This window comes from Teredinibacter haidensis (assembly GCF_014211975.1).
Lineage (GTDB): Bacteria > Pseudomonadota > Gammaproteobacteria > Pseudomonadales > Cellvibrionaceae > Teredinibacter > Teredinibacter haidensis.
The window spans coordinates 2042447-2067863 of sequence record NZ_CP060084.1; the positions used below are offsets into that span (position 1 = coordinate 2042447).

The window sequence follows — 25417 nt, forward strand, 5'->3', positions numbered from 1 at the left end:
AAAATAACGGTAAGCGTCGAATTAATAAATCTTAATATCCGCTCCGGCAATAACATCCGCCTGATAAGCGCTGCCTTCAAAACGACTATTTTCACGCTCCAACTGAGTCGCCAGTCCAGTAACCTGCATCGCATCCAAACTTTCTACTGTTCCAGGGGTTTTCGCTGTAATACCAACGATACGATAACTGCCATCTGCATTTTTATTCGTTTCGAATGTTGTACTACCCTCTTTAACCACCGCAGAGAAAACCCGCTGGCGAGTAGCTGGATCTGAAACCGGTGCCGTTCTAGAAGCATTTTCATGGGTGGTAAAACCGTAATTCAGCTCTGCCGCCAAAGCCTCGACACTACTACCGCCTTTTACTGTTGCAATAAAGGCATCGGCTTTGCCTTTCAAAACATCCTCAACAGAGATATCGAGCAATGTTTGCTTTACCTGCTCGGAGATCAACTCAAGTGGTTTAATATGCTCAGGCGCGTGCTCCTTTAAGCGCAGAACCAAGGCGCGGTTACCTGCCAATTCGATCACCTTACTATTATGCCCATCAACCAACACCTCTGGCTCGAAGGCAGCATTTCTCACCGGCGCGTTGGCCGCAATACCTTGCCCTTTGGTACGCTCAAACAGAGCAGAAACCTGCACCTCGAGTCCAAGCTCTGCTGCCGCAGCCTGGAGATTATCGGCACTGAAAGTCAGCTCATCCAACAATTCAAGATTGGAAACAAACACTTCCTCTGCTCGCGCCCGTTTGAGGCTCGCCTCTATACTGGACTTTCTATCAGCAAAGTTCGGTACCTCCGCCACAGTTTTAGTGACGACCTTAATCAGGTGGATACCCGCATCGGTTTTAACCGGAGAGGAAACCTGTCCTTCTTCCAGCTTATACACTGCATTTTCAAAGTCTTCAGGGAAGATACCGGCAACCAACGTGCCCAGCGATCCTCCAGCGTCCTTGGACCCCGCATCATCGGAGTAAGCCTTTGCCAGCTCAGTGAAACTTTCGCCAGCAGCCAGTTTCTCCTGCACTTCAACCAGTTCAGAGTCACCGCTGTTGCTATCGATAAGAATATGGGCAATTTCGTATTCAGCCGAAGTATCAAAATCAGCCACTTCCTGATCATACTGCGCTTGAATATCCTCTTCATTAACCGACGTACCAGCGCTCAGCCCACCAACGGAAAGCTCAATGTACTCGATAGAAGCTTTTTCCGGCTCAAGGAATTCGATTTGATTATCCTGGTAATAGCCTTGAATATCCTCATCTGACACACTCACTGACTCAGCGATACCGTCCGCAGGAATATCCACGGTGTAGAAAGAACGCTGCTCGTGAATGATGGCTACCAGGTCAGCTGTTTCCGACTCAGTTACGAAACCCGTAGATTCCAAACCCAAGCTCAATTGCTGCAAAACCAAACCTTCAGATAATTCCTGCTTGTAAAGTGCGGGCGAAGAGCCAATTCTCTGCAGCAAGCTGCGATATAACTGAGCATCGAACTTACCTTCAGTATGAAAATCCTGCTGGGCAACAATAACGCTATTAACCACGTTATCAGAAACCCCCATACCACCTCTTTCGGCAGAAGCTAGAACAGCGGATTTTTTTGTTAACCGATCAAGCACCGGTTGACGAAGATTTTCTTCTTTTAAATAATCTGCGGAAGGATCCACGCCTTTCTGGGATTCCAGACGAGCCTTTTCCCGATAAACTTGGCTTCGCAATTCGTTTTTAGAGATGGACTTACCATCGACTTTAGCTGCATCTGTTCCCGCAACCGAACCCAGCCATGAGCTGCCAACACCAGAAATAACCATTGGCAGAATAAAAAAGAGTGTAATAACCGTTGCGACGACGGTTCCTTTCATGTTATCTCTTAAGCCCTGAAGCATGATAAACCTCAATAGTTTTTATATTTTCCCAACACAAAAAAAGGCGCCTCGATACTGCGCCCTTTTATTTCCACGAGTCTGAATGAGAGTAAAGCGTTGTCAGTCACTGACTTTATTTTGGCACAACTGATTTTATAACTTTAAACCAGCGTAAACATTTTTCTCTTGGAGAGTTGCGACTTGCTAGTCACTTTAAGGAGTGTGCAATTTACTTCCAGAAAAGTTTTTTACACAAGACTCAAAACAGAACTCTTAAAAGCAGGAAGGCTTGCCAAAATAACGTGGAATTTATACCAGGCTGGTAACTAAAACTGGCAACCTGTAACCGGCCACCAGCTTAAATTTATTTATACCTGTTTATTTATACTAGTTAACAGCGTCTTTCAGCGCTTTACCTGCTTTAAAGCTGGGTATTTTAGCTGCTGCAATTTCAATAGGCGCACCAGTTTGCGGATTACGACCCGTACGAGCCGCACGCTCTTTTACTAGGAAGGTACCGAAACCAACTAAAGCAACCTGATCGCCTTCTTTGAGGGCGTTAGCGATTGATTCAGTTACAGCATCCAGTGCTCTTCCTGCTGCTGCTTTAGATATGTCTGCGGAAGCTGCAATTGCCTCTACTAATTCTGACTTATTCACTTTAATCCCCTCTTTTTATTGGATTACTCAATTTAATACTTTACTTTTGCGCACCCCAATGATCGGTCGGCCGCTGCAGCGTCCTGGGCGTATTGCCCCGCAAAGAATTGCGATTTATACCAACTGCCCGTATACCGGTCAAGAATGAAATACATTATTTGCCGGAGATCTCAATAACTGATCGTAAATCGACCAAATCGCCCTAACTAAATCACCATGACGCAAAAAAAGTGGTGGAAAAGTAACACCACCCTTTTTCAAGGTCTCACCATGGATGTAACTGTTACAAAAACGTTTCTCCATTTCGGGCAATGAAAATAGGGCCTGAATGAACCAAGCCCACCCGGAGAAATGCTAATGAGTACTAATTCTACTAGACTCCTCACTTGCACTTTTCGCTTGAGCTTCAAGCTCTTGGTATTCCTCATCGCTGAATGGCGTTGGCATATACTGAAGCGCAATTTCCAGAACTTCATCAATCCACTTAACGGGTTTGATCTGTAGATCCTCTTTAATATTATCTGGAATTTCTCTCAGATCGGCTTCATTACCATGAGGAATAATAACTGTTTTAATTCCTCCTCGATGAGCCGCTAATAGCTTCTCTTTTAAGCCGCCAATTTTTAGCACCTCACCCCTAAGCGTAATTTCACCTGTCATCGCCACCGTCGCACATACGGGTATATCGGTAAACACAGATACCAGCGCTGTACACATGGCAATGCCCGCGCTCGGGCCGTCTTTCGGTGTCGCACCTTCGGGTACGTGAATATGCATGTCACGCTTCTCATGGAAATCTGGCATGATGCCGAGAAACTGTGTGCGGGATCGAACAACTGTCATGGCAGCCTGAATCGATTCCAGCATAACGTCGCCCAGAGATCCCGTTTTCACCATTCGCCCTTTACCCTTCACCGCCGAAGCTTCAATGGTTAAAAGCTCTCCACCGACCTGTGTCCAAGCCAAACCCGTAACCTGGCCTACCTGGTTTTCATTTTCGGCTTTACCGTAATCCGTTTTGCGTACGCCAAGATAATCTTCGAGAGCATCCGGTGTAACTTCAATGGTCTCAATATTTTTTGATTTTACATTTCGGGTCACTACCTTTCGACAAAGCTTGGCAATCTCCCTATCCAACCCCCTCACACCCGCTTCACGCGTGTAATAACGTACAACATCCATAATCGTATCGTCTGGAATCGAGACTTCTGATTCTTTTAATCCGTTATTTTTTATTTGCTTGGGAATTAAATAACGACTGGTAATGTTAACTTTTTCGTCTTCCGTATAGCCTGGTATACGAATGACTTCCATTCGATCCAATAACGGACCAGGAATATTCATCGTGTTGGACGTACAGACAAACATCACATCTGAAAGGTCGTAATCCACCTCAAGGTAATGATCGTTGAAGGAGTTATTTTGTTCGGGGTCAAGCACTTCTAACAAAGCCGACGCAGGATCACCACGATGATCCATACCCATTTTATCGATTTCGTCCAATAAAAATAGCGGATTTTTAACGCCTACTTTTGACATCTTTTGTACTAACTTGCCCGGCATCGAACCAATATAAGTACGGCGATGCCCGCGTATTTCCGCTTCATCCCGAACACCACCTAAGGCCATGCGCACAAACTTTCGGTTTGTAGCTCGAGCAATGGATTCACCCAATGACGTTTTACCAACACCAGGAGGACCAACCAAACAGAGTATGGGACCTTTCACTTTTTTAACGCGCTGCTGAACAGCCAAATACTCCAGAATTCGCTCCTTAACCTCCTCCAATCCGTAGTGATCCTTATTCAGAATTTCTTCCGCTCGCCCCAGGTCGTGCCGAACCTTGCTGCGTTTTTTCCAGGGTAAGTTAACCATCCAATCAATATAAGATCTGACGACTGAAGCTTCCGCAGACATAGGTGACATCAATTTCAGCTTAGCTAATTCTGCTTTAACTTTACCTTCCGCCTCTTTGGGCATGCCCGCATCGGCAATTTTTCGCTCTAGCTCTTCAGCTTCACTGACCTCTTCGCCCATTTCTCCGAGTTCTTTTTGAATGGCTTTCATTTGCTCATTCAGATAGTACTCACGCTGACTTTTTTCCATCTGCTTTTTAACACGACCACGAATGCGTTTTTCTACTTGATAGAGATCAGCTTCGGCCTCCATCAAGCCAATCAAATGCTCCAAACGTTCGTGAATATCGGCTATTTCCAGAATTTCTTGCTTTTGCGTCAATTCAAGGCTCATATGTGCCGCAACGGTGTCCGCCAAACGGCCGGGGTCATCAATACCACTTAGGGAGGTCATAACCTCCGAAGGAACCTTTTTACTCAGATTGACGTACTGCTCAAATCGAGAAATAAGCGAGCGCGTAAGGATATCAATGTCTCTGCCCTCTGTTTCATCCTTAGGCACCATGACGATATCAGCCATGAAGAAGTCGCCCTGCTCCTCAATCGACTTTATTTCTGCTCTTTGCGTCCCTTCTACCAACACTTTTACCGTGCCGTCGGGCAGTTTGAGTAATTGCAATACACTGGCTACTGTAGCAACGCCATAGAGATCTTCGATTCCTGGCTCGTCAACCGACGCATGCTTTTGAGCGACCAGCAGAATTTGTTTATCTTCTTCCATAGCACGCTCAAGTGCGGCAATGGATTTAGCTCGCCCTACAAACAGGGGAATAACCATGTGCGGATATACAACGACATCTCGCAATGGTAGAAGGGGAAGACTACTGTTACTGGAAGGCATCTCTGTTTGATCCATTTATGACCTCGAAACTACGGGAACATAAGAGTATTGGGGGTTCATTTTCGGCGTAGCAACACCGTTCAAATTACCAACATCTTAGCTGAAGTAATTTAAATGGAGCCACTATCGCCTATTACAAGTATTTAACGCAAAAAAGGGGCCGTTTTACGCCCCCTTGAACTTCACCATCAAACAGCCACTATAGCAAACGACTATTCCTCTGGAACGGCTTTCGCGGAGTCTGAGTTACCATACACAATCAAGGGCGCCGATTCGCCTCGAATTACCGATTCGTCTACAACTACTTTCTCGACATTATCTTCAGAAGGCAATTTGTACATGGTGTCCAGTAGAACGTTTTCCATTATTGATCGCAGTCCACGAGCACCTGTTTTTCGCTCCATAGCCTTTTCTGCAACTGCATCCAGGGCATCGTCACGAAAATCGACTTCCACATTTTCCATTTCAAAGAGCTTACCATACTGCTTAACAAGCGAGTTTTTGGGCTCTTTAAGGATAGTCACCAATGCGGCTTTATCCAATTCATCGAGGGTCGCTATTACCGGCAAGCGCCCAACAAACTCAGGGATCAATCCATAGCGAACCAAATCTTCGGGCTCCAGGTCCTTTAATGTTTCACCAACATTCTTACTGGCATCCTTGCTCTTAACTTCGGCGCTAAAGCCAATGCCACCCTTCTCTGATCTATCGCGAATAACCTTATCCAGCCCAGCAAAAGCGCCTCCACAAATAAACAAAATATTAGATGTGTCAACTTGTAGGAACTCCTGCTGCGGGTGCTTACGGCCACCTTGGGGCGGCACAGAGGCAATAGTGCCTTCAATCAGCTTGAGCAAGGCTTGCTGTACACCCTCACCAGACACGTCACGGGTAATGGACGGATTGTCCGACTTGCGAGAAATTTTGTCGATTTCATCGATATAAACAATGCCTTGCTGGGCTTTCTCGACATCGTAATCACACTTCTGCAGGAGTTTCTGAATAATATTCTCGACATCCTCGCCCACGTAACCCGCTTCGGTCAAGGTAGTCGCATCTGCTATCGTAAACGGCACATTAAGTAAGCGCGCCAAGGTCTCGGCCAGCAACGTTTTACCACTACCGGTTGGGCCGACCATAAGAATATTGCTCTTGCCCAGCTCGACATCGTCCTTGCCCTTCTTCTGCTCACCGGCTCGCAACCGCTTGTAGTGGTTGTATACCGCTACAGCTAAAACCTTCTTAGCATCTGTCTGACCAATAACATAGTCATCCAAAGTCGCCGAGATCTCTTTCGGTACCGGCAGTTTGTCCCCAGTGCCCTCGGCTGCGTTTTCCTGGATTTCTTCACGAATAATATCGTTGCATAAATCGACACATTCGTCACAGATAAAGACGGAAGGGCCGGCAATTAGCTTACGTACTTCATGCTGACTCTTGCCACAAAACGAACAGTACAGCAATTTTCCGCTATCTTCGTTATCACTACTATTGTCGGACATTCTCGTCTCCAACCAACTTTATTCAAAAATATTACTTTCAGGCACCATGTTTTCTGTTTGGTCCCTCTTCTAAACTACCTTACGCGCTATACCCGACGTTTCACTGATTACGTGACACATTGTGGCAACCGAGGCTCTGGAGTGTCAACTTCAGCCCCTTCAACTTCGGATATACGTGCCAGTTTCATACGAACATTACTGACACAGCAAGTTTTAAACCAAAATATCTCAGTCTTCTGACGCCGATCGACTCTGAAGCACTTCATCTACCAACCCATAAGCCTTCGACTCTTCAGCGCTCATAAAGTTATCACGCTCGGTATCGCGAGCAACTTCTTCCACTGTACGACCAGTATGATGAGCCATAATTTCGTTCAAACGCTCACGAATCTTCAGAATTTCCTGAGCGTGGATATGGATATCAGACGCCTGCCCCTGAGCTCCACCCGATGGTTGGTGAATCATCGTACGTGCATTTGGCAGGCAATACCGCTTACCCGTTGCGCCCGCAGACAAAAGAAAAGACCCCATACTACAAGCTTGGCCAATACACATAGTGCTAACATCGGGCTTAATAAACTGCATAGTATCGTAAATTGACATGCCCGCGGTTACAGAACCACCCGGGGAATTAATATACAGGTGGATGTCTTTGTCTGGGTTCTCCGCTTCCAAAAACAGCAGCTGCGCGACAACCAAGTTGGCCATATGATCTTCTACCTGGCCGACGAGGAAAATTACACGCTCCTTCAACAGGCGGGAATAAATATCGTATGAACGCTCACCGCGTGCGGTTTGCTCAACAACAATAGGGACCAGGGAACTACTTACTCCCGGCGCGATACCACCATAGAAATCTAGTTGGGCCATAAATGTTTCCACTTAGCTTTAATCAATATTTAGGTAGGATTCTGCATATCAGGTAAGTTTAGTCGTTCGCTGGAAATTGCACTCAAAATCGATAAATTCGTGCCAAATACCAGTTATCTCCCCACAGAATATACAAACCCACGACTACTTAGTATTCCATTATAAGGGCAGACTTCCGACATACAATGATTGTAGCTGCAATAAGGTGAGATTATTTTATGTTTGGCTAAGCATTAGACAATATTTATATCTTTACACGAAAAACAATAAAATCTTTTGATGCTGCATAATTAACAAGCACATAAAAAAACAGCTCCTTAAAAGGAGCTGTTTTTAAGCGTTGTAGTAAAACCTACACACTGAATCAAGCACTCTCTGCCGGCTTGACAATTTCTTCGTAACTAACTTTTTCGTCATTTACTTTCGACTGTTCCAACAATACGCTAACAACCTGCTCTTCCAGTGCGGCAGCTTCTACGCTAGTCAACAACTGCTCATTACTGTAGTAGTAGTTCACAACCTGCTCTGGATCTTCATAAGTTGAAGCCGTTTCCTCGATCAAAGAGCGAACAAGATCTTTATCTGCCTTCAGCTCTTTTTCTTTCACCAGCTCAGAAATCAACAGTGCCAAAGCCGTGCGACGCTCTGCTTGAGCTTTAAACATATCGTCAGGCAACAAGGCTTTAAGGTCTAGATTTGCGGCTGCTTGGCCATACTGCTGAACCATTTGCTGTCGCAACGCATTGATTTCACTATCAACCAAAGCTGCTGGCAACTCTATAGGGTTGGCCTCGAGCAACGCGGACATCACCTGATCTTTTAGCTTGGCCTTAATGGCGCGCTGCTTTTCGCGCTCCATATTTTCTTTAACATCGGCGCGAAATTTCTCTTCGCCACCGTCTTCAATGCCAAATTTGGCAAAAAATTCATCGTTCAGTGCAGGCAATTTTTCGCCCTGAACCTCATTTACGGTAATATCAAAAGCAGCTTCTTTTCCACGCAACGCTTCAGCCTGATAGTCATCGGGGAAAGTGGCACTTACAACGCCGCTCTCACCAGCCTTCATACCAATAATCCCCTTCTCAAACCCGGGAATCATCGAGTCGGAGCCCAGCGTAAGATTATGACCTTCGGCGCTACCGCCTTCGAAGGTTTCTCCGTCAATTTTACCTACGAAATCGATAACAACTTTATCGCCCTTCTTAGATTTACGCTTAACAGGGTTCCAGGTCACCTGACCTTTGCGCAACGACTCAATCATTTTATCCAAGTCGACATCTTCAATATCCGCGTCGTAGCGGGTGATATCCAGCTCGTCCAAGCCTTTCAGCTCTACTTCCGGGTAAACTTCGAAAGTGGCAATATATTCAATATCCTTGCCCTCTTCCATCTGCTTGGGCTCAATATTCGGCTGCCCGGCGGGACGCACAGATTCCTGCTGTATAGCATCATAAAAAGTACGCTGTATGGTATCGCCGACAACCTCCTGACGGATGCCAGCACCGTAACGCTGCTTAACAACCTTTAAAGGAACCTTACCTTTGCGAAAGCCGTTTATGCGCACCGACTTGGTCGCGTCTTTCAAACGCTTATCTACTTCCTGGTCAACGATGTCAGCAGGGATACCGACGGTTAAACGACGCTCTAAGCCAGATGTTGTTTCAATGGAAACTTGCATCTTGTTCCTCGTAAAGTTCTTGAGATTTAATCTTCGTATCTAAATTAAAGAGTTAATGGTGCGGTCGGAGAGACTTGAACTCTCACACCTTACGGCACTAGAACCTAAATCTAGCGCGTCTACCAATTCCGCCACGACCGCATAACCCGCTTGCAGCACTCACAGCCCCAAAATAGCAATATTGCCACCTAACTCGTTGTTTTTAAACAACAATTTACCGACAAAACCTAGAGGCTGCGAATTGAAGGGTGGCAATTGTGCCACAGACCCCATAGGGGTTCAACAAGAAGCTAATACCTGCGCCGAACAATATCCAACGCAGGGATCTACTGAGCTATACGCGTTCAAAGATAGTAGTAATACCCTGCCCCAAACCAATACACATAGTAGAGGCACCCAAAGTGGCGTCTGTATCCTGCATAACCGACAGTAATGTGCCGGAAATTCGAGTACCCGAGCAACCAAATGGGTGCCCAAGGGCAATGGCGCCGCCATAGAGATTGACCTTTTCATCCATGGCATCGAGAAGGTTCAGATCTTTTAATACCGGAAGAGCTTGTGCGGCAAAAGCTTCATTTAGCTCTACCCTCTCGATATCGCCCATTTCCAACCCCGCAAGTGTTAAGGCCTTCTGCGTTGAGGGCACAGGCCCATACCCCATAATGGACGGGTCGACTCCGGCTAAAGCCATTGCACGTATGCGAGCAATCGGCGCTAAGCCCATTGCCTGCGCTTTCTCTGCGGACATCACCAGCATGGCCGAAGCTCCGTCAGTAACCTGGGAGGATGTCCCCGCAGTGACGGTTCCACCTTTTGGATTAAAAACAGGCTTTAACGTTGAAAGTATTTCTGCCGTTGTTTCGGGGCGGATGGTCTCATCATGCTCAACCAGCATAGGAGCTCCATCCTCATCGTGGCCCACAATGGGGATAATCTCCCGCGCAAACTGGCCGCCACTACGTGCGGCGTCCGCTCGCTGGTGGGAACGGGCGCCAAATTCATCCATTTGCTCCCGGGTAATACCGTGCAGCAGCGCCAAGTATTCAGCGGTAATCCCCATGGCTCCCGCCGCCTTTGCGATCGATAAACCTAAAGCGGGGTTTTGATCCACACCCTCGGTCATATCGATATGTCCCATGTGCTCAACACCGCCCACAAGGTAGAAATCTCCCAGGCCAGCCATAATATTGGCGGCGGCAGTATGCAGTGCAGACATGGATGACCCGCATAAGCGGTTGACAGTTTGCCCGGGGACACTGTGGGGAAGCCCAGAACTTAACACGACATTCCGCCCGATATTGAAGCCCTGCTCTCCGCGCTGCATCACGCAACCCCAGATAAGGTCATCGATATCTTCAGCGTCAATACTCGCGTTGCGGGCCAATAAGCCCCGTATCAAAGCGCTGCTTAAATTTTCAGCTCGAACGTGGCGAAAGCAGCCATTTTTTGAACGACCCATTGGGGTGCGAGCATAATCGACAACAACAACATCTCTTGGATTTAAACTCATGCTGATCACCTCACGCGACGGGATAATAGGTTGTTTTATTATTGAAGTGCTCAGTCATACCCGATGTCATCTCATAGAACGGACCAAGACCTGCAAGCGGTTCGAGCATATTTCTGAAAGTTTCTATACCTATTGTGTCCAGCCAGCGAAAAATGCCACCCCTAAATGGCGGGAACCCTAAGCCATAAATCAACGCCATATCCGCCTCGGCAGCGGAAGCCACGACACCCTCTTCAAGGCACCGCGCTAATTCCGTCACCATTGGAGCCATCATGCGAACAATAATTTCTTCTTCAGAGAAATCCTGTTTTTCGGCCACATACAATTGCAACAACTCGTAACTTTCGTTCGTAGGTATTTTCTGTGGCTTGCCTTTGGTGTCCGGCTGGTAGTTATAAAAACCCTTACCATTTTTTTGCCCAAAACGCTCTGCTTTAAATAAAATATCGGACGCGGCCATAAAACCTTTTGTCATTCGATCGGGAAACCCATCTGCCATAACAGCTTCGGCGTGAACGCCCGTATCGATACCCACAACATCCATTAAATACGCAGGCCCCATAGGCCAACCCCAGCGTTCCATAACTTTATCGACCCACTGAAAATCGGCGCCATCGCGCAGTAACATAGCAAAGCCCGAAAAATAAGGGAACAAAACACGGTTAACTAAAAAACCCGGACAATCATTGACAACAATAGCCTTTTTACCCAGTGTATTAGCGTAGGCAACCGTTCGGGCGATCGCGAGATCAGACGTCTTTTCCCCGCGAATAACCTCTACCAAAGGCATAGCATGAACAGGGTTAAAGAAATGCATTCCACAAAAATTTTCGGGACGCATCAATGCTTCAGACAAGTAATTAATGGAAATAGTCGAGGTGTTTGAACACAGGATGGCGTCTTCACGAATATGCTTTTCCACTTCGGCTAAAACAGCATGTTTGATTTTGGGGCTTTCAACCACCGCCTCGACAACAACATCAACTTCATCAAACCGATCGTAACTTAATGTTGCTTGAATGCGATTAAGCACCTCGGCCATTTTCGCTGAATCGATTCTGCCGCGACTCACTTGTTTATTTAATAATTTCGCCGCTTCGGCCAAACCTAAATCCAAACCTTCCTGCGCAATATCCTTCATTTTGATAGGCGTACCTTTATACGCCGATTGGTAAGCAATACCCCCACCCATAATACCGGCTCCCAGCACTGCAGAGCTTTCCACTTTTTTCCCCGCTGCTTGCGCAAGAGTTTTGGCCTTTTTACTCACCAATTGATCGCTTAAAAACAAACCCACTAGGCTTCGTGCGGCGGACGTTTGTGCCAACTCTGCAAAATAACGTGTTTCAATATCGATGGCTTCATCGCGACCAAGCTTAGCAGCTTCCTGCATGGCTTTTATTGCCGTTACCGGCGCAGGATAATGATAACCTGCCTGAGCTTTCACCAAGGCTTTTGCGCTTTCAAAAGCTAATAGCGCTTCGATATCGTTATGCCTGAGCGGTGATTTTTTCTGGTTCCTTCGCGCGCGGTAATCCAACTTACCTTCAACCGCATGAGTTAAGACTTTGAGGGCTGCAACATGAAGTTTTTCATCATCAACAACACCATCCACAACGCCAGCCGCCAACGCCACACTGGCCTTGTTATCTTTGCCAGAAGCGATCCACTCAATTGCAACGTCCACACCGGCCAGCCGTGGTAGTCTCACCGTTCCGCCCCACCCGGGAATCAAACCAAGTTTGGTTTCTGGCAAACCGACTTTCGCAGATATACTCGCCACACGAAAATCACAAGCCAAGACAACTTCCATTCCGCCGCCAAGACAAAAACCATTAATAGCCGCCACTGTCGGAAAAGGCAGATCCTCGATACGACTAAAGATTGCATTGGTTTTTCCAACAAAGGCCTTGATGCCTTGCTCCCCCTGGGCAAAAACAGGGCCAAACTCTGTGACATCAGCACCGACAACAAATACGCCTTTGCCACTCGTAAATATTAAACCTTTTGTTTCTGTACGCTGTTCCAAAAGGGCTAAAACCTTCTCTAACTCATTCAACGCGACAGCATTAAACTTGTTAACTGATTCACCCTGAAGGTTAAACTGCAGTTCGACAAACCCATGATCCAGCTCTTGTAGCTGAAACGCCTGACCATTAAATATCATGTTCACCTCATTTATTCCGCGGAGTGAAGGGCTACCACCATAGGGAAAAGCCTGGCGGCAAACACTATTCAATTCGACTGAAATCGATGTCGTTATCCATCACATATTTTGCAGTATGGAACAAAATGGCGGTAGAGGGTAGGCAATGGCCTGCCATTAATCAAATGACCATAGGAAGAGTATGGCGACTATTCGCGCCTATCGCTGAACGAAGCCGAAATCACAATACATTCGTGTTGGCTTCTATTGGAAATAGAGTGGGAACGGTGCAGAGAAAAATGAAAGCCCTCTCCCGCCGAGAGCTGGTATTCATTACCATCCAGCCGCAGAATTAGCTCTCCAGAAACGACAATGCCGCCCACAAAGCCTTTGCGAATCATCCATTCAGAGGCTATCTGGGCGCCGGGCGCATAACGCTGACGGGAAACGTAAACTCCATCCCGACCAGATTCCGACAGCGGCATAATCCAGTTTTCCGTTCCATCTTTTTGAACTTTCACAAAGTCCCCTGAACGAAAAACTGGCGGCGCGATTTCCAAATTATCAGAGAAAAATTCCTGCAGCGTCATAGGGATCGCCGCTAATATTTTCTCCAGAGAACTCACGGACGGGCTGACTTTACCCTGCTCAATCATCGACAGCGTGCTGTTGGTTACCTCTGCCCTACGCGCCAACTCCCTTTGCGACAAGCCCTGCTGCTTTCTCAGCCCCTGGAGGCGCTCACCCCAATTACCTGTAATAGTCCGGGATGTATCACGCGCAATTTTTTTATCGTCACTGCTGGTCGGCTCGGACATAGGCGCCCCTATTGTTGCGTCTTAAAAAGAAAAACCTTCATCGTCGCCTAATGTAATCGGCTGTTCGTAACCGGGCAAGGAAATTGAGTTGTGCGAGATAATAATACTGTCTTCGTCGATTAAATCTGTGCCAAATGCGTAAATCGGCTCCAATTGAGCTTTATCCGCTTTGGCCTGATAATTGGCCGCCACCTGCGCAGATTGCTCCTGACGCTGGCGAAAGGCTCTCATCTGAACGTTGCTGTAACGCTTGCTCAGGAAACCTTCCAGTACACGGGGAGACAGCACCGTTGCTGTTGCATTGTTGCCGCCAAAACCCTTAGAGTTGAGGAAGGCAATATCACAACCTTCCACCCCCATCTCAATATCCGTTTTACTGATTTGCAGACGATCGGCATAAACATCACTGGCTACGGAATCGATCGTTTTGATCCCCGGCACATAGCCATAAGCAAAGGTTCCCAAGCTAGCGACCAGCTGGTCGCCACTAGCTGGCCCAAGGGAATGACCAAGATAGGATTTCACCGCCGCAACTGGCCAGGATTCAATACCGAAAGCTTTGGCTACTTCATCAAAAATACGTGATTCCGTAATGCGGTTTTGCGGTGTACTAGAGCCGTGGGCATGAACAAAGCTGCGCTGCCTGAGAGCATCGTCACCCAGTAGCGTCCGCGCAAGCGCCACTGCCTTGGCCATGGTGATGTAGTTGCCGGCACCGGGAGCGGAAATAGACTTTTTATGTCCATCTGCATTCACATATACACCGGGAACAGCACCGTAAACCTGAGCGCCGAGCTTAATTGCCAGATCGTCAGCCATTAACACAACAAATTGGGATGATTCCGCCAAAGTAAACCCACAGTTCTCGCCAAATGGCCGACTGGCACGGCGGTGATTTGGGGTTTCACTGGAGTGAAGCCCATCCAGCTTTAGCAGGTCAGCATCCGTCGCCAGCGCACTCATGGCGGAATAGCCATCCATAACCTCAGGGATAATAGGCGCCTCACTGGCACCGACCACAACAATCTTGCGGCGGCCGCTACGAATCTCGTCTACCCCCTGCCTCAGGTTGTATAGGAACGTTGCACAAGCGCCGGTAATACCACCTGTAGCGCCGACGCTACCCAGGACATAGGCATTAACGAAGTCGGCTGGCATAGTATTTAGGCCCATCGCCAACTGCTTGGAGGTGACGCGAGTCGCTAGTTGGCGCGCCTGCATCATACCCCCAAAACCTGTGCTATCCAGCTGTGTCATAACACTGCTGCTGTATACCGCAATAGCATCCGGCGATACATGACGAGCAGCCTCCTGCCAATCAACCCCCATCGACTTCACCGCGTCGCTCGCAGCGAGAATCGACATTTGCAAGCCGCGAGGATGATTTTGCGAGCGGTAGTGGCTACCAGGATTGAAACCACTCGGTAACTGCCCGGCCGCCTGCACCGGCATTTTGCTGGTACAACTTAAGGTTAGGGTTTGATCACTGTCGATAAGAATCTGATAGCGCTTGCCCCCCTCATCCAATGGCTCTGCTGTCCAGTGATCGGGCAGCGGGTGAGGTAAGTCCTTGCCGGCAATAACGAACTTAGCGGGCTTCTGCTCGTCCGCCTGTAAAGTGATGCGCTTGCCTTGAGGCGTGTTATTAACATTAAAAAAGCCGGACTCAACCTGGCGGACCAGGGTACCATCCAGGACTTGCTGCTCATCTGCTCCAGGAATTCCCATCAAATGAGAAAGCGATTCAACGGTTTGCTGGCGCTGATCAGCTGCTAGGCTTTCCAGAATCATCCGCTCATAAGACCGGTATCCGGAACTTCGACCCGCTGCGTTATATCCACCAAAACCAACAATAAGGGGTAAGAAATTCGCCATAATTTTCGGAACTCTCTAGTAGATCGCTGAAAGTAATAATCAATGGAGCACAGTCTATTGATAGGCGGCGCAAAGCGAGCTGGCATTCCGGCCACAAAACCATGGTATATTGGCCATACGCCCACTCACCTGGTCAAAATATGCTCAAAGTCACCTTTCTGCTTTGCGATAACATGCTCGCAACCAGCGCTACACTACCTCTGGAGCAACTCCGCGCAGCAAGTATATTTGCCCGTACCGGAACAGATGCAACACTGAAAAAAAAGCACCTAAAAGTAACATTAGCCTCTACTAGCGGGGCACCCATAAAAACTCACACCGGTTTCACGCTGACCCCCGATTGCTCTATTGAAGCATCCCCCCTGGCGGACATTGTTTACCTACCTGCGCTGTGGAGAAACCCGGAGCCGACACTAAAAACCAATAGAACCGTTATTCCATGGCTTCAACAGCATTTTCAACACGGCAGTATTCTGGCGGGAGTCGGAACGGGTTGTTGGTTTTTGGCAGAAGCCGGACTTTTGGAAGGTAAACCTGCCACAACACACTGGTATTACTTCGATCGTTTTGCGCAGCAATTCCCGAATATTCAATTGAAACGAAATCATTTTATTACCCAGGCTGGCAATATCTATTGTACCGGCAGCATCAACGCACTAGCCGATTTGAATATTTACTTTATTCAACAACACTTCAACGATCATATCGCCAGCAACGTTGAACGGCATTTTTTTCACGAAATTCGCAGCGCCTATACCACAAGCGCCTTTCAGGAAACTCACACCCTTCATCCAGATGAATCTATTGTGCAAGCGCAGGAATGGCTCCAACATCACTACAACGGTGATATAAAATTGAGTGGGCTGGCTGAACAATTTGGCATGAGCGTACGTACATTTAACCGCCGATTTAAAGCCGCGACCCATACAACTCCCTTGAACTACTTGAAGAACATTCGCTTAGATAGCGCCAAGGATTTATTGCAAAACACAAATTTAAGTATTAGTGAAATCGTCTTCCGTTCCGGGTATCAGGACTCCAACCACTTCACAAAACTATTCAAACTTAAACACGGCACAACGCCAAGCCAATACCGCACAACAGTACGAGCAAAATTGTTTTCACCTTAAGGTTTCCGAAAAATAAAACTATCTGGCGCAACCACCGTTAACGTTGCATTCCAAGTGGTTTCCAGATGTTTCAACGTATCATGCGTGAAAAAACTGATATGGGTAGGATCGTTCTTATAATGCCAGGACGAAAAACTCTCCTGGTCGATAACCAGCTTGGTCATTACACCAAAATAACCACCTGATTCTAGTATATCCCACAGTGCTAATAGCTCAACACCGGGATTGCGAAGATGCTCAACAACCTCCGTTGCCGTAATAAAATTATAGGTCGACTGTAAAAGGGTTCTGTCCAAGGCATAAAACTGATCGTAATTCACAACGTCTATCCCTTCTTCCTCAAACATAACGGACAAGGTAGGCCCCGGACCACAGCCAAAATCCAAACCTTTATCATGAACAGTGAGAAACTTGAGCATTGGCGCAACCAAACGATTCAAAAAATTTCTGTAAGCCTGATCTTCGGGTGAATTCTCGTGCTTATCGTATTCGGCCTTTTCCTTCTCCATACTCAAGTGAAACTGCCTGGGAACAAAAACTAAGCTACAGTCACTACAACACAGATAGTCTCGAAGCTTATTACGATAAAAAAGACGGTTATTGTAGCTTAAGCACAGCGGACAGCTATTCATAAACAATTACCGGAAAAGCAAAAAAAGAGGCCGAAAAACCGACCTCTTTTATAGAGTTTTAGATAAGTAAAGAAGGTTTATGCAACCTTATTGACCTGTGACGAGGCAATATCTACCGGCACTGACTCGCTCTCTGTTTTTTCCAGCCTAGCTTCGCGCTGCACCGAAGAAATTTCAATAGTTCGAGGCTTCATCGCTTCTGGAATTTCGCGCACAAGTTCAACATGCAGTAAACCATTTGCCAACGAAGCGCCCGCAACCTTCACATAATCAGCCAGCTGAAAGCGACGTTCAAAATTCCTGGCGGCAATACCCTGATGTAGAAACTGCCTGGATTCTACTTTCGATTCGGCTTTATTACCTGTCACTAACAAACTATTTTGTTTGGTTTCAATATTCAATTCGGATTCATCAAAGCCTGCAACAGCCATCGAAATACGGTACTGATCCTCACCTGTCAATTCAATATTGTAAGGCGGGTAAGTTGGTTGGCTTTGCTCTGCACGCGACAGGTTATCAAGCAAGTTGGCCATACGGTCAAAGCCAATGGAAGAACGGTATAATGGGGAAAAATCGAAATTACGCATAACTATATCCTCTTATTTGAGCAATATTTAAAGTGGTTTATCTAAATGATCAAACCGGGTTTTAGATATACTTTTATTGATCTGTCAAACAATCCATAGGACTTGCCGACGACAACCAATGAAAGAAAAGCTCCTTTTCAGCGAGCTCAATTAAGATATAAAGGCGGTAAAATATTTTTCAAGAGAGAACTACAAAAAAATTATCGTTGCGTAACATCGGCAAGCGCCGACGGCAACAAGGGGTGCTGAAATGGAAAACCAATTTTCTGGGCGCAAACAGGTAGAACATGTTGGCCTCCGATCAATAGTTCATCCGCCATCTGCCCATAAAGGAGTTTAAGCGCCAGCGCTGGAGTAGGCAGAAATGTTGGCCGATTTAATGCTCCCCCTAGTGCCCGGGCAAAATCAATCTGGCGAACCGGATTTGGTGCAGTTGCATTGAAAACGCCCCGAAAAGAAGGATCATGCATAGCGGCAATAAACATTCGAACAAGGTCACAAATATGTATCCATGAAAACCATTGCTGCCCCCCCGCAATCGGCCCGCCGAGAGCCATATTAAAGATCGGCAACAATTTACTTACAGCGCCCCCCCCCGGACCCAAAACAACACCAATACGAAAAATACAGATACGAGAACCCAGCGCGGAGAATCTCTCTGCAGACGACTCCCACTGATCACAAAGCTCCGAGGCAAAGCCCTCACCTTTATCACTAATTTCCGTTAACACTTCCTCCCCTCGAACGCCGTAATAACCAATAGCGGAAGCGTTCAGTAAAACATTCGGCTTGTGCCCTTTACTTTTTACTGCTTTTAGCAAATTTTCTGTCAGACGAATACGGCTGTCTAGCAACACTTTTTTTTGCCTTTGTGTCCATCTTTTTTCCGCGATTGGTGCACCCGCCAGATTCACGACAATATTCGGTACACAGCCATCGGGTAAGTCGCGATATGAGGAAAGGAAGGTGATTTGCCGATGACGATGATGACTAGGCATGCGCGTCTGCACATACAGTTGATAATGTTGCTGAGCAGGTGTCTCGGTGAAAGAAGGGTTATTGCCGAAGGGTGATTGATGGCACGACAGTTTTAACAAGGCGGAGCATAACGCGCGGCCAATAAACCCCGTACCGCCATTAATGAACACCACGGTAGATGCCACAGACGCTCCTGTTTCTTCGATTGTTTTATTATTATCAAACCACCTTGTTTATCGGGAAAGTATACGCTGATATCGGCCAAACAAACCAGAGCCTTATTGCCTCAGACCTATTCCGATCAAAACGGTATAACAGCGCCGGAAATTATTCTTAAAAACTTCTTGAATTTTTTTTTTAAAGCGCCATGATTAGGTTGTGGGCTCACCAACTACATTTTGATTTCGTCGAAGGCACTGATGGAGGTTCGCCTATGAATGTTAATGTTGTATACCGTGATCTTGACCCATCCCCCGCATTAAACAGTACTATCCACAAAAAAGTAGAAAAGCTACACCGCTACTCAGACTCAATTATCCACAGTCGGGTTGTCCTAGACTCGCCGCACAATCATAAACACAAAGGTAAAATGTACCGCGCCTCCATTGAACTGGGGATTAAGGGCTCTCCAATTACGGTCAGTCACGACGACCCCTCTGTCCATATCGCCGTGCGAGATGCTTTCGCTACCTGTGAGCGCAAGCTAAAAGAAGAGGCTGATCGAAAGAAGAGCTCTCGCCACTAACCTGAACACCCCGAGCGGCGCTAAACCGGGCATTTTTCGTATCCCGGTTTAGCGTGTACAGTCGCATTACTCCCAAACAAAACCTAACCATCCGTTACAGGCAAAAATTACCACCTTAGGGGCTCGTTACATAGCGCTTACCACGCCCCCCAATCAACACAAAGACAGCGCCCCCATAGCGACTACAATTTTCGTGCATAGCCGATAATTTCAAGCTAGAATTCGCTCGCCCCCAGGCCACAGAGCTCCCATGCCCCGCAGGAGAACTTCTGTGCTGAACCCGGCCCGGTTATCGCTCCTCAGTTTTAACAAAAGCTTGCCCTTTGAGGCGATTAGAGTGATGACGTTACCTATTGATATGAGAGCAAACATCTTTGAAAAAAAACGTTAACCGCAGCTGGACAGCCAAAGACTCTGCGGAAATCTACGGCATTAATGATTGGGGAGTGGGCTATTTCAACACCACTTCCGACGGCCTTTTAAGCGTTACCACAGATAACTGTGGTACCACCATAGAAACGCCGCTACTGCAAATCATTCAAGACATTAAGGATCGTGGCCTGGATGCCCCCGTTCTGGTGCGCTTTGAAGACCTGCTGGAACAACAAATTGGTCGTTTGAATGATGCTTTCAATGAAGCGATTACGACTGCAGGTTACCAAGGCCAATATCGTGGTGTGTTTCCTATTAAAGTGAACCAGCAGTGTCACGTCATTGAAGAAATAGCCAAGGCTGGAGCCAAATACGGGCACGGCCTAGAGGCGGGCTCTAAACCGGAACTGATAATCGCCCTAGCCCACCTGGAATCACCGGATGCTCATATCGTCTGCAACGGTTATAAAGACCAGGAATTTATCGATCTCGGTCTACAGGCACGAAAAATGGGTTACAGCTGTGTTTTCGTTGTCGAAACGCTCAGCGAACTCCCCATTATTCTCGATCGTAGCCGGGTACTGGGAATCAAGCCGCTTATTGGCGTTAGAGTAAAGCTCGCTTCAGTTGTCGGAGGCCACTGGAACGCCACCAGCGGTGACCGTAGCATTTTTGGTCTTTCTATCGCACAGCTCGTTGAAATGATAGACATCCTGCGCGCTGAAAATATGCTCGACTGCCTACAATTATTGCACTATCACCTGGGCTCACAAATCCCTAATATTCGTGATATCCGCAACGGTGTAGTGGAGGCCTGCCAGGTCTATATGGACTTGGTCCGAGAAGGCGCCAATATGCAGTTCCTCGATCTGGGCGGTGGCCTAGCCGTGGATTACGATGGCAGCAAAACCAACTACATACACTCGAAGAACTACACCCTGAGCGAATACTGTGCCGATATCGTCGATGTAGTCATGAGCACACTCGACCCGGAGAACATCACGCACCCCACGATCATTACCGAATCGGGCCGTGCCACCATCGCCTACTCATCGGTACTCGTTTTTAATGTACTGGATGTCGCCACCTTCGAGCCAGGCGCCGTTCCCGAAACCATTGAAGAAAGTGAACACAAATTAATTCATAACCTGAAAGAAACTGTAGATTCACTGTCAGAAAAAAACATGCAGGAATGCTACAACGATGCCATTTTCTACCGCGACGAGGTCCGCGAGCTCTTTAAGCGCGGTCAGCTTGGCTTGCGCTCGCGATCCCTGGCGGAAAACCTTTTCTTACTCATTATGAAGAAAGTGTTAGACGTTTCCGACAGAGCCAAACGTCCACTTCAGGAAATAGACAAACTACGCGAACAGCTTTCCGATATTTACTACGGAAATTTTAGTCTTTTCCAATCGCTACCTGATGTGTGGGCAATTGATCAGATCTTCCCCATCGCCCCTATTCACCGGTTAGACGAGCAGCCAACTAGGCAGGCAATAATTGCCGACATCACCTGCGACTGTGACGGGAAGATAGACCGTTTCACCAATATGCACAGCACTAACACCACCATTCCCCTTCACCCAATGATTGGCGAAGAAGAATATTTTATTGGTGTTTTCCTCGTGGGCGCATACCAGGAAACCCTGGGTGACCTACATAATTTGTTCGGTGACCCCAATGTTGTCAGCGTACGTTTTAATGAAGATGGCAGCTATGAATTCGCAGATGAAATTGAAGGTGACAGCATTGCCGATGTTCTCAGCTATGTGGAATATCAGCCACAACAATTACGCGAACGCTTCCGTAAAATTGCCGAGCGTTCGGTTAGACAAGGGCATATTAGCGCTTCCGAACGTCAAACCATTATGAAAGCCTTTTCTGAAAGCATGCAAGGCTACACCTACTACGAGAAAGAGTAAGAGGAATCAACATGAGCAAAGTCATTATCGTAGGCGCCGGTGGAGTGGGTAGTGTTGTCACCCACAAATGCGCACAGCTTCCCGACGTCTTCAGCGAGATCATCCTCGCCAGCCGCAATGAAGACAAATGCAAGGCCATTGCCGCACAGCTGAGCCGCCCCATTCGCACAGCACAGGTCGATGCCGATAACGTGGAGCAAATGACCGCTCTGCTTGAGGCAGAAAAACCCGACCTCGTAATCAATGTCGCACTGCCGTACCAGGATCTACCAATAATGGATGCCTGCCTGAATGCCGGTGTGGACTACCTGGATACCGCCAACTACGAGCCCCCCGAAGAAGCCAAATTCGAATACAAATGGCAATGGGCTTACCAGCAAAAATTTGTTGAAAACAACCGTATGGCCCTGCTTGGTAGTGGTTTCGACCCTGGCGTTACCAACGTCTATACCGCCTATATTCGCAAACACTATCTCGATGAAATTCACGAGCTGGATATTATTGACTGCAATGCTGGTGACCACGGCCAACCCTTTGCCACCAACTTCAATCCAGAAATCAATATTCGCGAAGTTACCGCCAAAGGTCGCTTCTGGCAGGAGGGGCAATGGGAAGAAACGGATCCTCTCTCCGTAAAAGACAGCTACGATTTCCCTGAAGGTATTGGCCCGAAAGATATCTACCTTATGTACCACGAAGAGCTGGAGTCCCTCACCAAACACTTCCCGGAAATTAAACGCGCACGTTTCTGGATGACTTTCTCTGAAAACTATTTGAAGCACTTGGAAGTATTACAGAATGTCGGTATGACGGGTATTAAGCCCGTTAACTATAACGGCACCGAGATCGTTCCACTGCAATTTTTGAAAGCGGTTCTACCGGACCCATCCAGCCTGGGACCATTAACCAAAGGCCGCACCTGTATTGGCTGTGTTGCCAAAGGTATAAAAAACGGTAAGGAAAAGACTGTCTACATCTATAACATTTGCGATCACGAAAAATGTTATGAGGAAGTTCAATCCCAAGCCATTTCCTATACCACCGGTGTTCCGGCCATGATCGGTGCCAAAATGATACTGGAAGGAAAGTGGAAGGCTGACGGCGTTTGGAATATGGAGCAGTTCGATCCCGATCCATTTATGGAAGATCTGAACAAATACGGCCTGCCCTGGACAGTGGTTGAGCTCGACACTACAGGGCTCTCCAGTTAATGGGTAATACCACGCAAAACGGCGAGCCGAATTTCGGCTCGTTCGACCCTAATGCCGTACCCAGTCCGTGCTACGTTATCGACGAGGCCAAAATTGAAGCTAACCTGCAAATTCTGAAACAGGTTCAGGAGCGCAGCGGGGCCAAAGTTTTGCTCGCACTGAAAGCCTTCTCCATGTTTTCCCTTGCGCCACTGATTATGCGCTACCTGAAAGGCGTATGCGCAAGCGGATTAAATGAAGCTAGATTGGGCCGCGAAGAATTTAAAAGTGAAGTGCATACCTATTCTGCGGCAATACGCCCCCAGGAATTCGATTCCCTGCTCCAGCTTTCCGATCACTTAGTATTTAACTCCGTGAATCAATGGCACCTCTATCGTGAGCGAGCCCTGAATTATCAAAAAAATTGCGGGCGTGGTATTGAGTTCGGTTTACGAATCAACCCAGAACACTCCGAAGGCGAAACCCCCATGTACGATCCCTGCGCGCCCTGCTCCCGCATGGGGATTCGCGCACACGATTTTACCCAGGTAAACTTGGACGGCATTAGCGGCCTACATTTCCACACGCTATGTGAACAGGAATTCGGCCCCCTTTCCCGCACACTAGACGCAGTAGAAAATGCCTTTGGCGAAACACTGCATCAGTTGACCTGGGTTAACTTTGGAGGCGGACACCATATTACCCGCGAAGGCTATGATATTGATGGCCTTGTCGAGCGCATCAAAGACTTTCAGCAAAAATATCAGGTACAGGTGTATTTGGAGCCCGGCGAAGCCATCGCTCTCGACGCGGGCATACTGGTAACCGAGGTTCTGGATACATTGCACAACACCATGGACCTAGCAATTGTGGACGCTTCCGCAACCTGTCATATGCCCGATGTACTAGAAATGCCATACCGCCCTCGCCTCACCGGGGCAGGAGAGCCCAATGAGCACCCCCTAACCTATCGACTTGGCGGCCCAAGTTGCTTAGCAGGTGATGTTATTGGCGACTATAGTTTTACCAAGCCCTTAGTCATAGGCCAAAGGCTCACGTTTGAAGACATGGGCATCTATACCATGGTGAAAAACAGCACGTTTAATGGTATTAACTTACCTTCCATTGCGGTTTGGAGCAGCGAAACCCAAAAGTTGCGTATAATTAAACACTTTGGGTACGACGACTTTAAACAGCGCCTATCCTAAGGCATAGCTAAATATAATAACGTTACAACTAAGTGGGGCCCTGGATAGCTATATCACAAACACACATAGACATTTCGCAGGCTGATCGAATGAGTGAAACGGACAGTAAAAACCTCTCCACACTTGAGTGCCCCAAGGGTGAAGAATCCTGTCCCATTTTGAGTGAGCTTATACAGCTTAGAGAAACCGTAGAACAGCTCAAGCAAGAAGCTCACACGGATGCACTCACCGGCCTGTATAACAATCGCCACTTCCAGCTTGCTCTTCAGCAGGAGATGGAACGAACTCAGCGAACAGGGCAGCCAACCACGCTATTACTCTTGGACCTCGATCACTTCAAGCGCATAAATGATACCTGGGGCCACATAGCTGGCGATGAGGTACTCAAGCAAACCGCCAACATGCTGCAAAAGTCCATCCGTAAACTGGATATCCCCTGTCGCTACGGAGGAGAAGAATTTGCCATACTTCTACCCTCCACTCCCCTGCTAATCGCCACGCAAGTTGCTGAGCGACTAAGGATAATGATCACCAGTAATGTCATTTCCCACAAGGGGATCGATATTCCAGTCTCCGCCAGTATCGGCGCCGACACGTTTATTTCGAGCAAAGCCGAAAGCCCACAGGCGTTTGTCGCCCGAGTTGATACATGGCTCTATAAAGCCAAACATGAAGGCAGAAACTGCGTTCGCCACGGAAAAATTCAAGATGAACACAAATCCAGGCAAATGGTGAGTACCGAAGAGAAGAGCGCATTAAACGACCTATTCGAACCTCCCAGCTAAAGCCTAGGGAACCTCAAATCCGAATATGCCCTGGTCTCCTGGCTTTTCCAAAATCAAGACGACTCTCCGCAAAAATGCATCCATCTTTCAAAAAGAGACCCCAAACAGATAAGGGGCCAAGAGACCTCAAAGGGTGCCGCCAAAACTCCCCCTTCTTGCATTGAACTTTTTCCGCCATTA

Annotated in this window: 19 protein-coding genes and 1 tRNA gene; 6 read left to right on the forward strand and 14 right to left on the reverse strand. The window is 47.5% G+C overall.

Features of this window, described 5'->3' with window-relative positions; genetic code table 11:
• Nucleotides 1-21: 21 nt before the first annotated feature.
• The 11 genes from H5715_RS08145 to H5715_RS08195 all read right to left on the reverse strand — a co-directional run bounded on the left by H5715_RS08145 (nt 22) and on the right by H5715_RS08195 (nt 15688).
• Nucleotides 22-1893 carry a SurA N-terminal domain-containing protein gene (locus H5715_RS08145; RefSeq protein WP_075185176.1) on the reverse strand — a complete coding sequence of 624 codons (1872 nt, stop codon included), beginning with the start codon at nt 1891-1893 and terminating at the stop codon, nt 22-24.
• A 366-nt stretch (nt 1894-2259) separates the two neighbouring features.
• Entirely contained in the window at nt 2260-2532 is a 273-nt protein-coding gene (locus tag H5715_RS08150; RefSeq protein WP_075185175.1) for an HU family DNA-binding protein, read from the reverse strand.
• Nucleotides 2533-2886: 354 nt separating this feature from the next.
• Nucleotides 2887-5304, reverse strand: a complete 2418-nt coding sequence (gene lon, locus H5715_RS08155) for an endopeptidase La (protein WP_075185174.1) — start codon at nt 5302-5304, stop codon at nt 2887-2889.
• Between the two features lie 197 nt (nt 5305-5501).
• Nucleotides 5502-6791 carry an ATP-dependent Clp protease ATP-binding subunit ClpX gene (gene clpX, locus H5715_RS08160; RefSeq protein ID WP_075185173.1) on the reverse strand — a complete coding sequence of 430 codons (1290 nt, stop codon included), beginning with the start codon at nt 6789-6791 and terminating at the stop codon, nt 5502-5504.
• Nucleotides 6792-7019: 228 nt separating this feature from the next.
• Complete coding sequence (gene clpP, locus H5715_RS08165) at nt 7020-7661, reverse strand: ATP-dependent Clp endopeptidase proteolytic subunit ClpP (RefSeq protein ID WP_075185172.1); 642 nt, start codon at nt 7659-7661, stop codon at nt 7020-7022.
• 364 nt (nt 7662-8025) lie between these two features.
• Nucleotides 8026-9339, reverse strand: a complete 1314-nt coding sequence (tig, locus tag H5715_RS08170) for a trigger factor (RefSeq protein WP_075185171.1) — start codon at nt 9337-9339, stop codon at nt 8026-8028.
• A 56-nt stretch (nt 9340-9395) separates the two neighbouring features.
• Nucleotides 9396-9480: transfer RNA gene (locus tag H5715_RS08175), tRNA-Leu, on the reverse strand.
• A gap of 193 nt (nt 9481-9673) precedes the next feature.
• Nucleotides 9674-10849 carry an acetyl-CoA C-acyltransferase FadA gene (gene fadA / locus H5715_RS08180; RefSeq protein WP_075185170.1) on the reverse strand — a complete coding sequence of 392 codons (1176 nt, stop codon included), beginning with the start codon at nt 10847-10849 and terminating at the stop codon, nt 9674-9676.
• A 10-nt stretch (nt 10850-10859) separates the two neighbouring features.
• Complete coding sequence (gene fadB, locus H5715_RS08185; protein WP_075185169.1) at nt 10860-13016, reverse strand: fatty acid oxidation complex subunit alpha FadB; 2157 nt, start codon at nt 13014-13016, stop codon at nt 10860-10862.
• A 188-nt stretch (nt 13017-13204) separates the two neighbouring features.
• On the reverse strand, nt 13205-13813 hold the full coding sequence (locus tag H5715_RS08190) for a helix-turn-helix domain-containing protein (protein WP_075185168.1): 609 nt from the start codon (nt 13811-13813) through the stop codon (nt 13205-13207).
• Nucleotides 13814-13834: 21 nt separating this feature from the next.
• The gene (locus tag H5715_RS08195; RefSeq protein ID WP_075185167.1) at nt 13835-15688 is read right to left on the reverse strand and encodes a beta-ketoacyl synthase; all 1854 of its coding nucleotides are present in this window, start codon (nt 15686-15688) and stop codon (nt 13835-13837) included.
• A gap of 140 nt (nt 15689-15828) precedes the next feature.
• On the opposite strand from H5715_RS08195, the gene H5715_RS08200 reads away from it, so the two are divergent.
• On the forward strand, nt 15829-16818 hold the full coding sequence (locus H5715_RS08200) for a GlxA family transcriptional regulator (protein WP_075185356.1): 990 nt from the start codon (nt 15829-15831) through the stop codon (nt 16816-16818).
• Here H5715_RS08200 and H5715_RS08205 read toward each other — a convergent pair.
• From H5715_RS08205 to H5715_RS08215, 3 genes are all read right to left on the reverse strand, one after another.
• Nucleotides 16815-17450: a class I SAM-dependent methyltransferase gene (locus H5715_RS08205; protein ID WP_075185166.1), complete on the reverse strand. Its 636-nt coding sequence runs from the start codon at nt 17448-17450 to the stop codon at nt 16815-16817. The genes H5715_RS08200 and H5715_RS08205 overlap by 4 nt on opposite strands.
• Nucleotides 17451-17527: 77 nt before the next feature.
• The gene (locus tag H5715_RS08210; protein ID WP_075185165.1) at nt 17528-18037 is read right to left on the reverse strand and encodes an Hsp20 family protein; all 510 of its coding nucleotides are present in this window, start codon (nt 18035-18037) and stop codon (nt 17528-17530) included.
• A gap of 200 nt (nt 18038-18237) precedes the next feature.
• Nucleotides 18238-19200 (reverse strand): TIGR01777 family oxidoreductase, encoded by a 963-nt coding sequence (locus tag H5715_RS08215; protein ID WP_075185164.1) that lies wholly within the window; start codon nt 19198-19200, stop codon nt 18238-18240.
• 248 nt (nt 19201-19448) lie between these two features.
• On the opposite strand from H5715_RS08215, the gene H5715_RS08220 reads away from it, so the two are divergent.
• From H5715_RS08220 to H5715_RS08240, 5 genes are all read left to right on the forward strand, one after another.
• A complete protein-coding gene (locus tag H5715_RS08220) occupies nt 19449-19760 on the forward strand; it encodes an HPF/RaiA family ribosome-associated protein (protein ID WP_075185163.1) in 312 nt (103 codons plus the stop codon).
• Nucleotides 19761-20134: 374 nt separating this feature from the next.
• Entirely contained in the window at nt 20135-22054 is a 1920-nt protein-coding gene (speA, locus tag H5715_RS08225; RefSeq protein ID WP_075185162.1) for a biosynthetic arginine decarboxylase, read from the forward strand.
• A gap of 11 nt (nt 22055-22065) precedes the next feature.
• The gene (locus H5715_RS08230) at nt 22066-23265 is read left to right on the forward strand and encodes a saccharopine dehydrogenase family protein (protein ID WP_075185161.1); all 1200 of its coding nucleotides are present in this window, start codon (nt 22066-22068) and stop codon (nt 23263-23265) included.
• Nucleotides 23265-24452 carry a carboxynorspermidine decarboxylase gene (gene nspC / locus H5715_RS08235; protein ID WP_075185160.1) on the forward strand — a complete coding sequence of 396 codons (1188 nt, stop codon included), beginning with the start codon at nt 23265-23267 and terminating at the stop codon, nt 24450-24452. Before H5715_RS08230 ends, nspC begins: the two co-directional genes overlap by 1 nt.
• Before the next feature lie 89 nt (nt 24453-24541).
• On the forward strand, nt 24542-25237 hold the full coding sequence (locus H5715_RS08240) for a GGDEF domain-containing protein (protein ID WP_075185159.1): 696 nt from the start codon (nt 24542-24544) through the stop codon (nt 25235-25237).
• Nucleotides 25238-25417: the final 180 nt, after the last annotated feature.

Bases quoted from the DNA above. Each gene is read 5' to 3' on its own strand.
- fadA (WP_075185170.1), bottom strand. From the start codon at position 10,849: ATGAGTTTAAATCCAAGAGATGTTGTTGTTGTCGATTATGCTCGCACC.
- H5715_RS08145 (WP_075185176.1), bottom strand. From the start codon at position 1,893: ATGCTTCAGGGCTTAAGAGATAACATGAAAGGAACCGTCGTCGCAACG.
- nspC (WP_075185160.1), top strand. From the start codon at position 23,265: ATGGGTAATACCACGCAAAACGGCGAGCCGAATTTCGGCTCGTTCGAC.
- clpP (WP_075185172.1), bottom strand. From the start codon at position 7,661: ATGGCCCAACTAGATTTCTATGGTGGTATCGCGCCGGGAGTAAGTAGT.
- H5715_RS08200 (WP_075185356.1), top strand. From the start codon at position 15,829: ATGCTCAAAGTCACCTTTCTGCTTTGCGATAACATGCTCGCAACCAGC.
- H5715_RS08240 (WP_075185159.1), top strand. From the start codon at position 24,542: ATGAGTGAAACGGACAGTAAAAACCTCTCCACACTTGAGTGCCCCAAG.
- H5715_RS08230 (WP_075185161.1), top strand. From the start codon at position 22,066: ATGAGCAAAGTCATTATCGTAGGCGCCGGTGGAGTGGGTAGTGTTGTC.
- H5715_RS08210 (WP_075185165.1), bottom strand. From the start codon at position 18,037: ATGCGTAATTTCGATTTTTCCCCATTATACCGTTCTTCCATTGGCTTT.
- clpX (WP_075185173.1), bottom strand. From the start codon at position 6,791: ATGTCCGACAATAGTAGTGATAACGAAGATAGCGGAAAATTGCTGTAC.
- H5715_RS08190 (WP_075185168.1), bottom strand. From the start codon at position 13,813: ATGTCCGAGCCGACCAGCAGTGACGATAAAAAAATTGCGCGTGATACA.
- tig (WP_075185171.1), bottom strand. From the start codon at position 9,339: ATGCAAGTTTCCATTGAAACAACATCTGGCTTAGAGCGTCGTTTAACC.
- fadB (WP_075185169.1), bottom strand. From the start codon at position 13,016: ATGATATTTAATGGTCAGGCGTTTCAGCTACAAGAGCTGGATCATGGG.
- H5715_RS08220 (WP_075185163.1), top strand. From the start codon at position 19,449: ATGAATGTTAATGTTGTATACCGTGATCTTGACCCATCCCCCGCATTA.
- H5715_RS08205 (WP_075185166.1), bottom strand. From the start codon at position 17,450: ATGAATAGCTGTCCGCTGTGCTTAAGCTACAATAACCGTCTTTTTTAT.
- H5715_RS08195 (WP_075185167.1), bottom strand. From the start codon at position 15,688: ATGGCGAATTTCTTACCCCTTATTGTTGGTTTTGGTGGATATAACGCA.
- lon (WP_075185174.1), bottom strand. From the start codon at position 5,304: ATGGATCAAACAGAGATGCCTTCCAGTAACAGTAGTCTTCCCCTTCTA.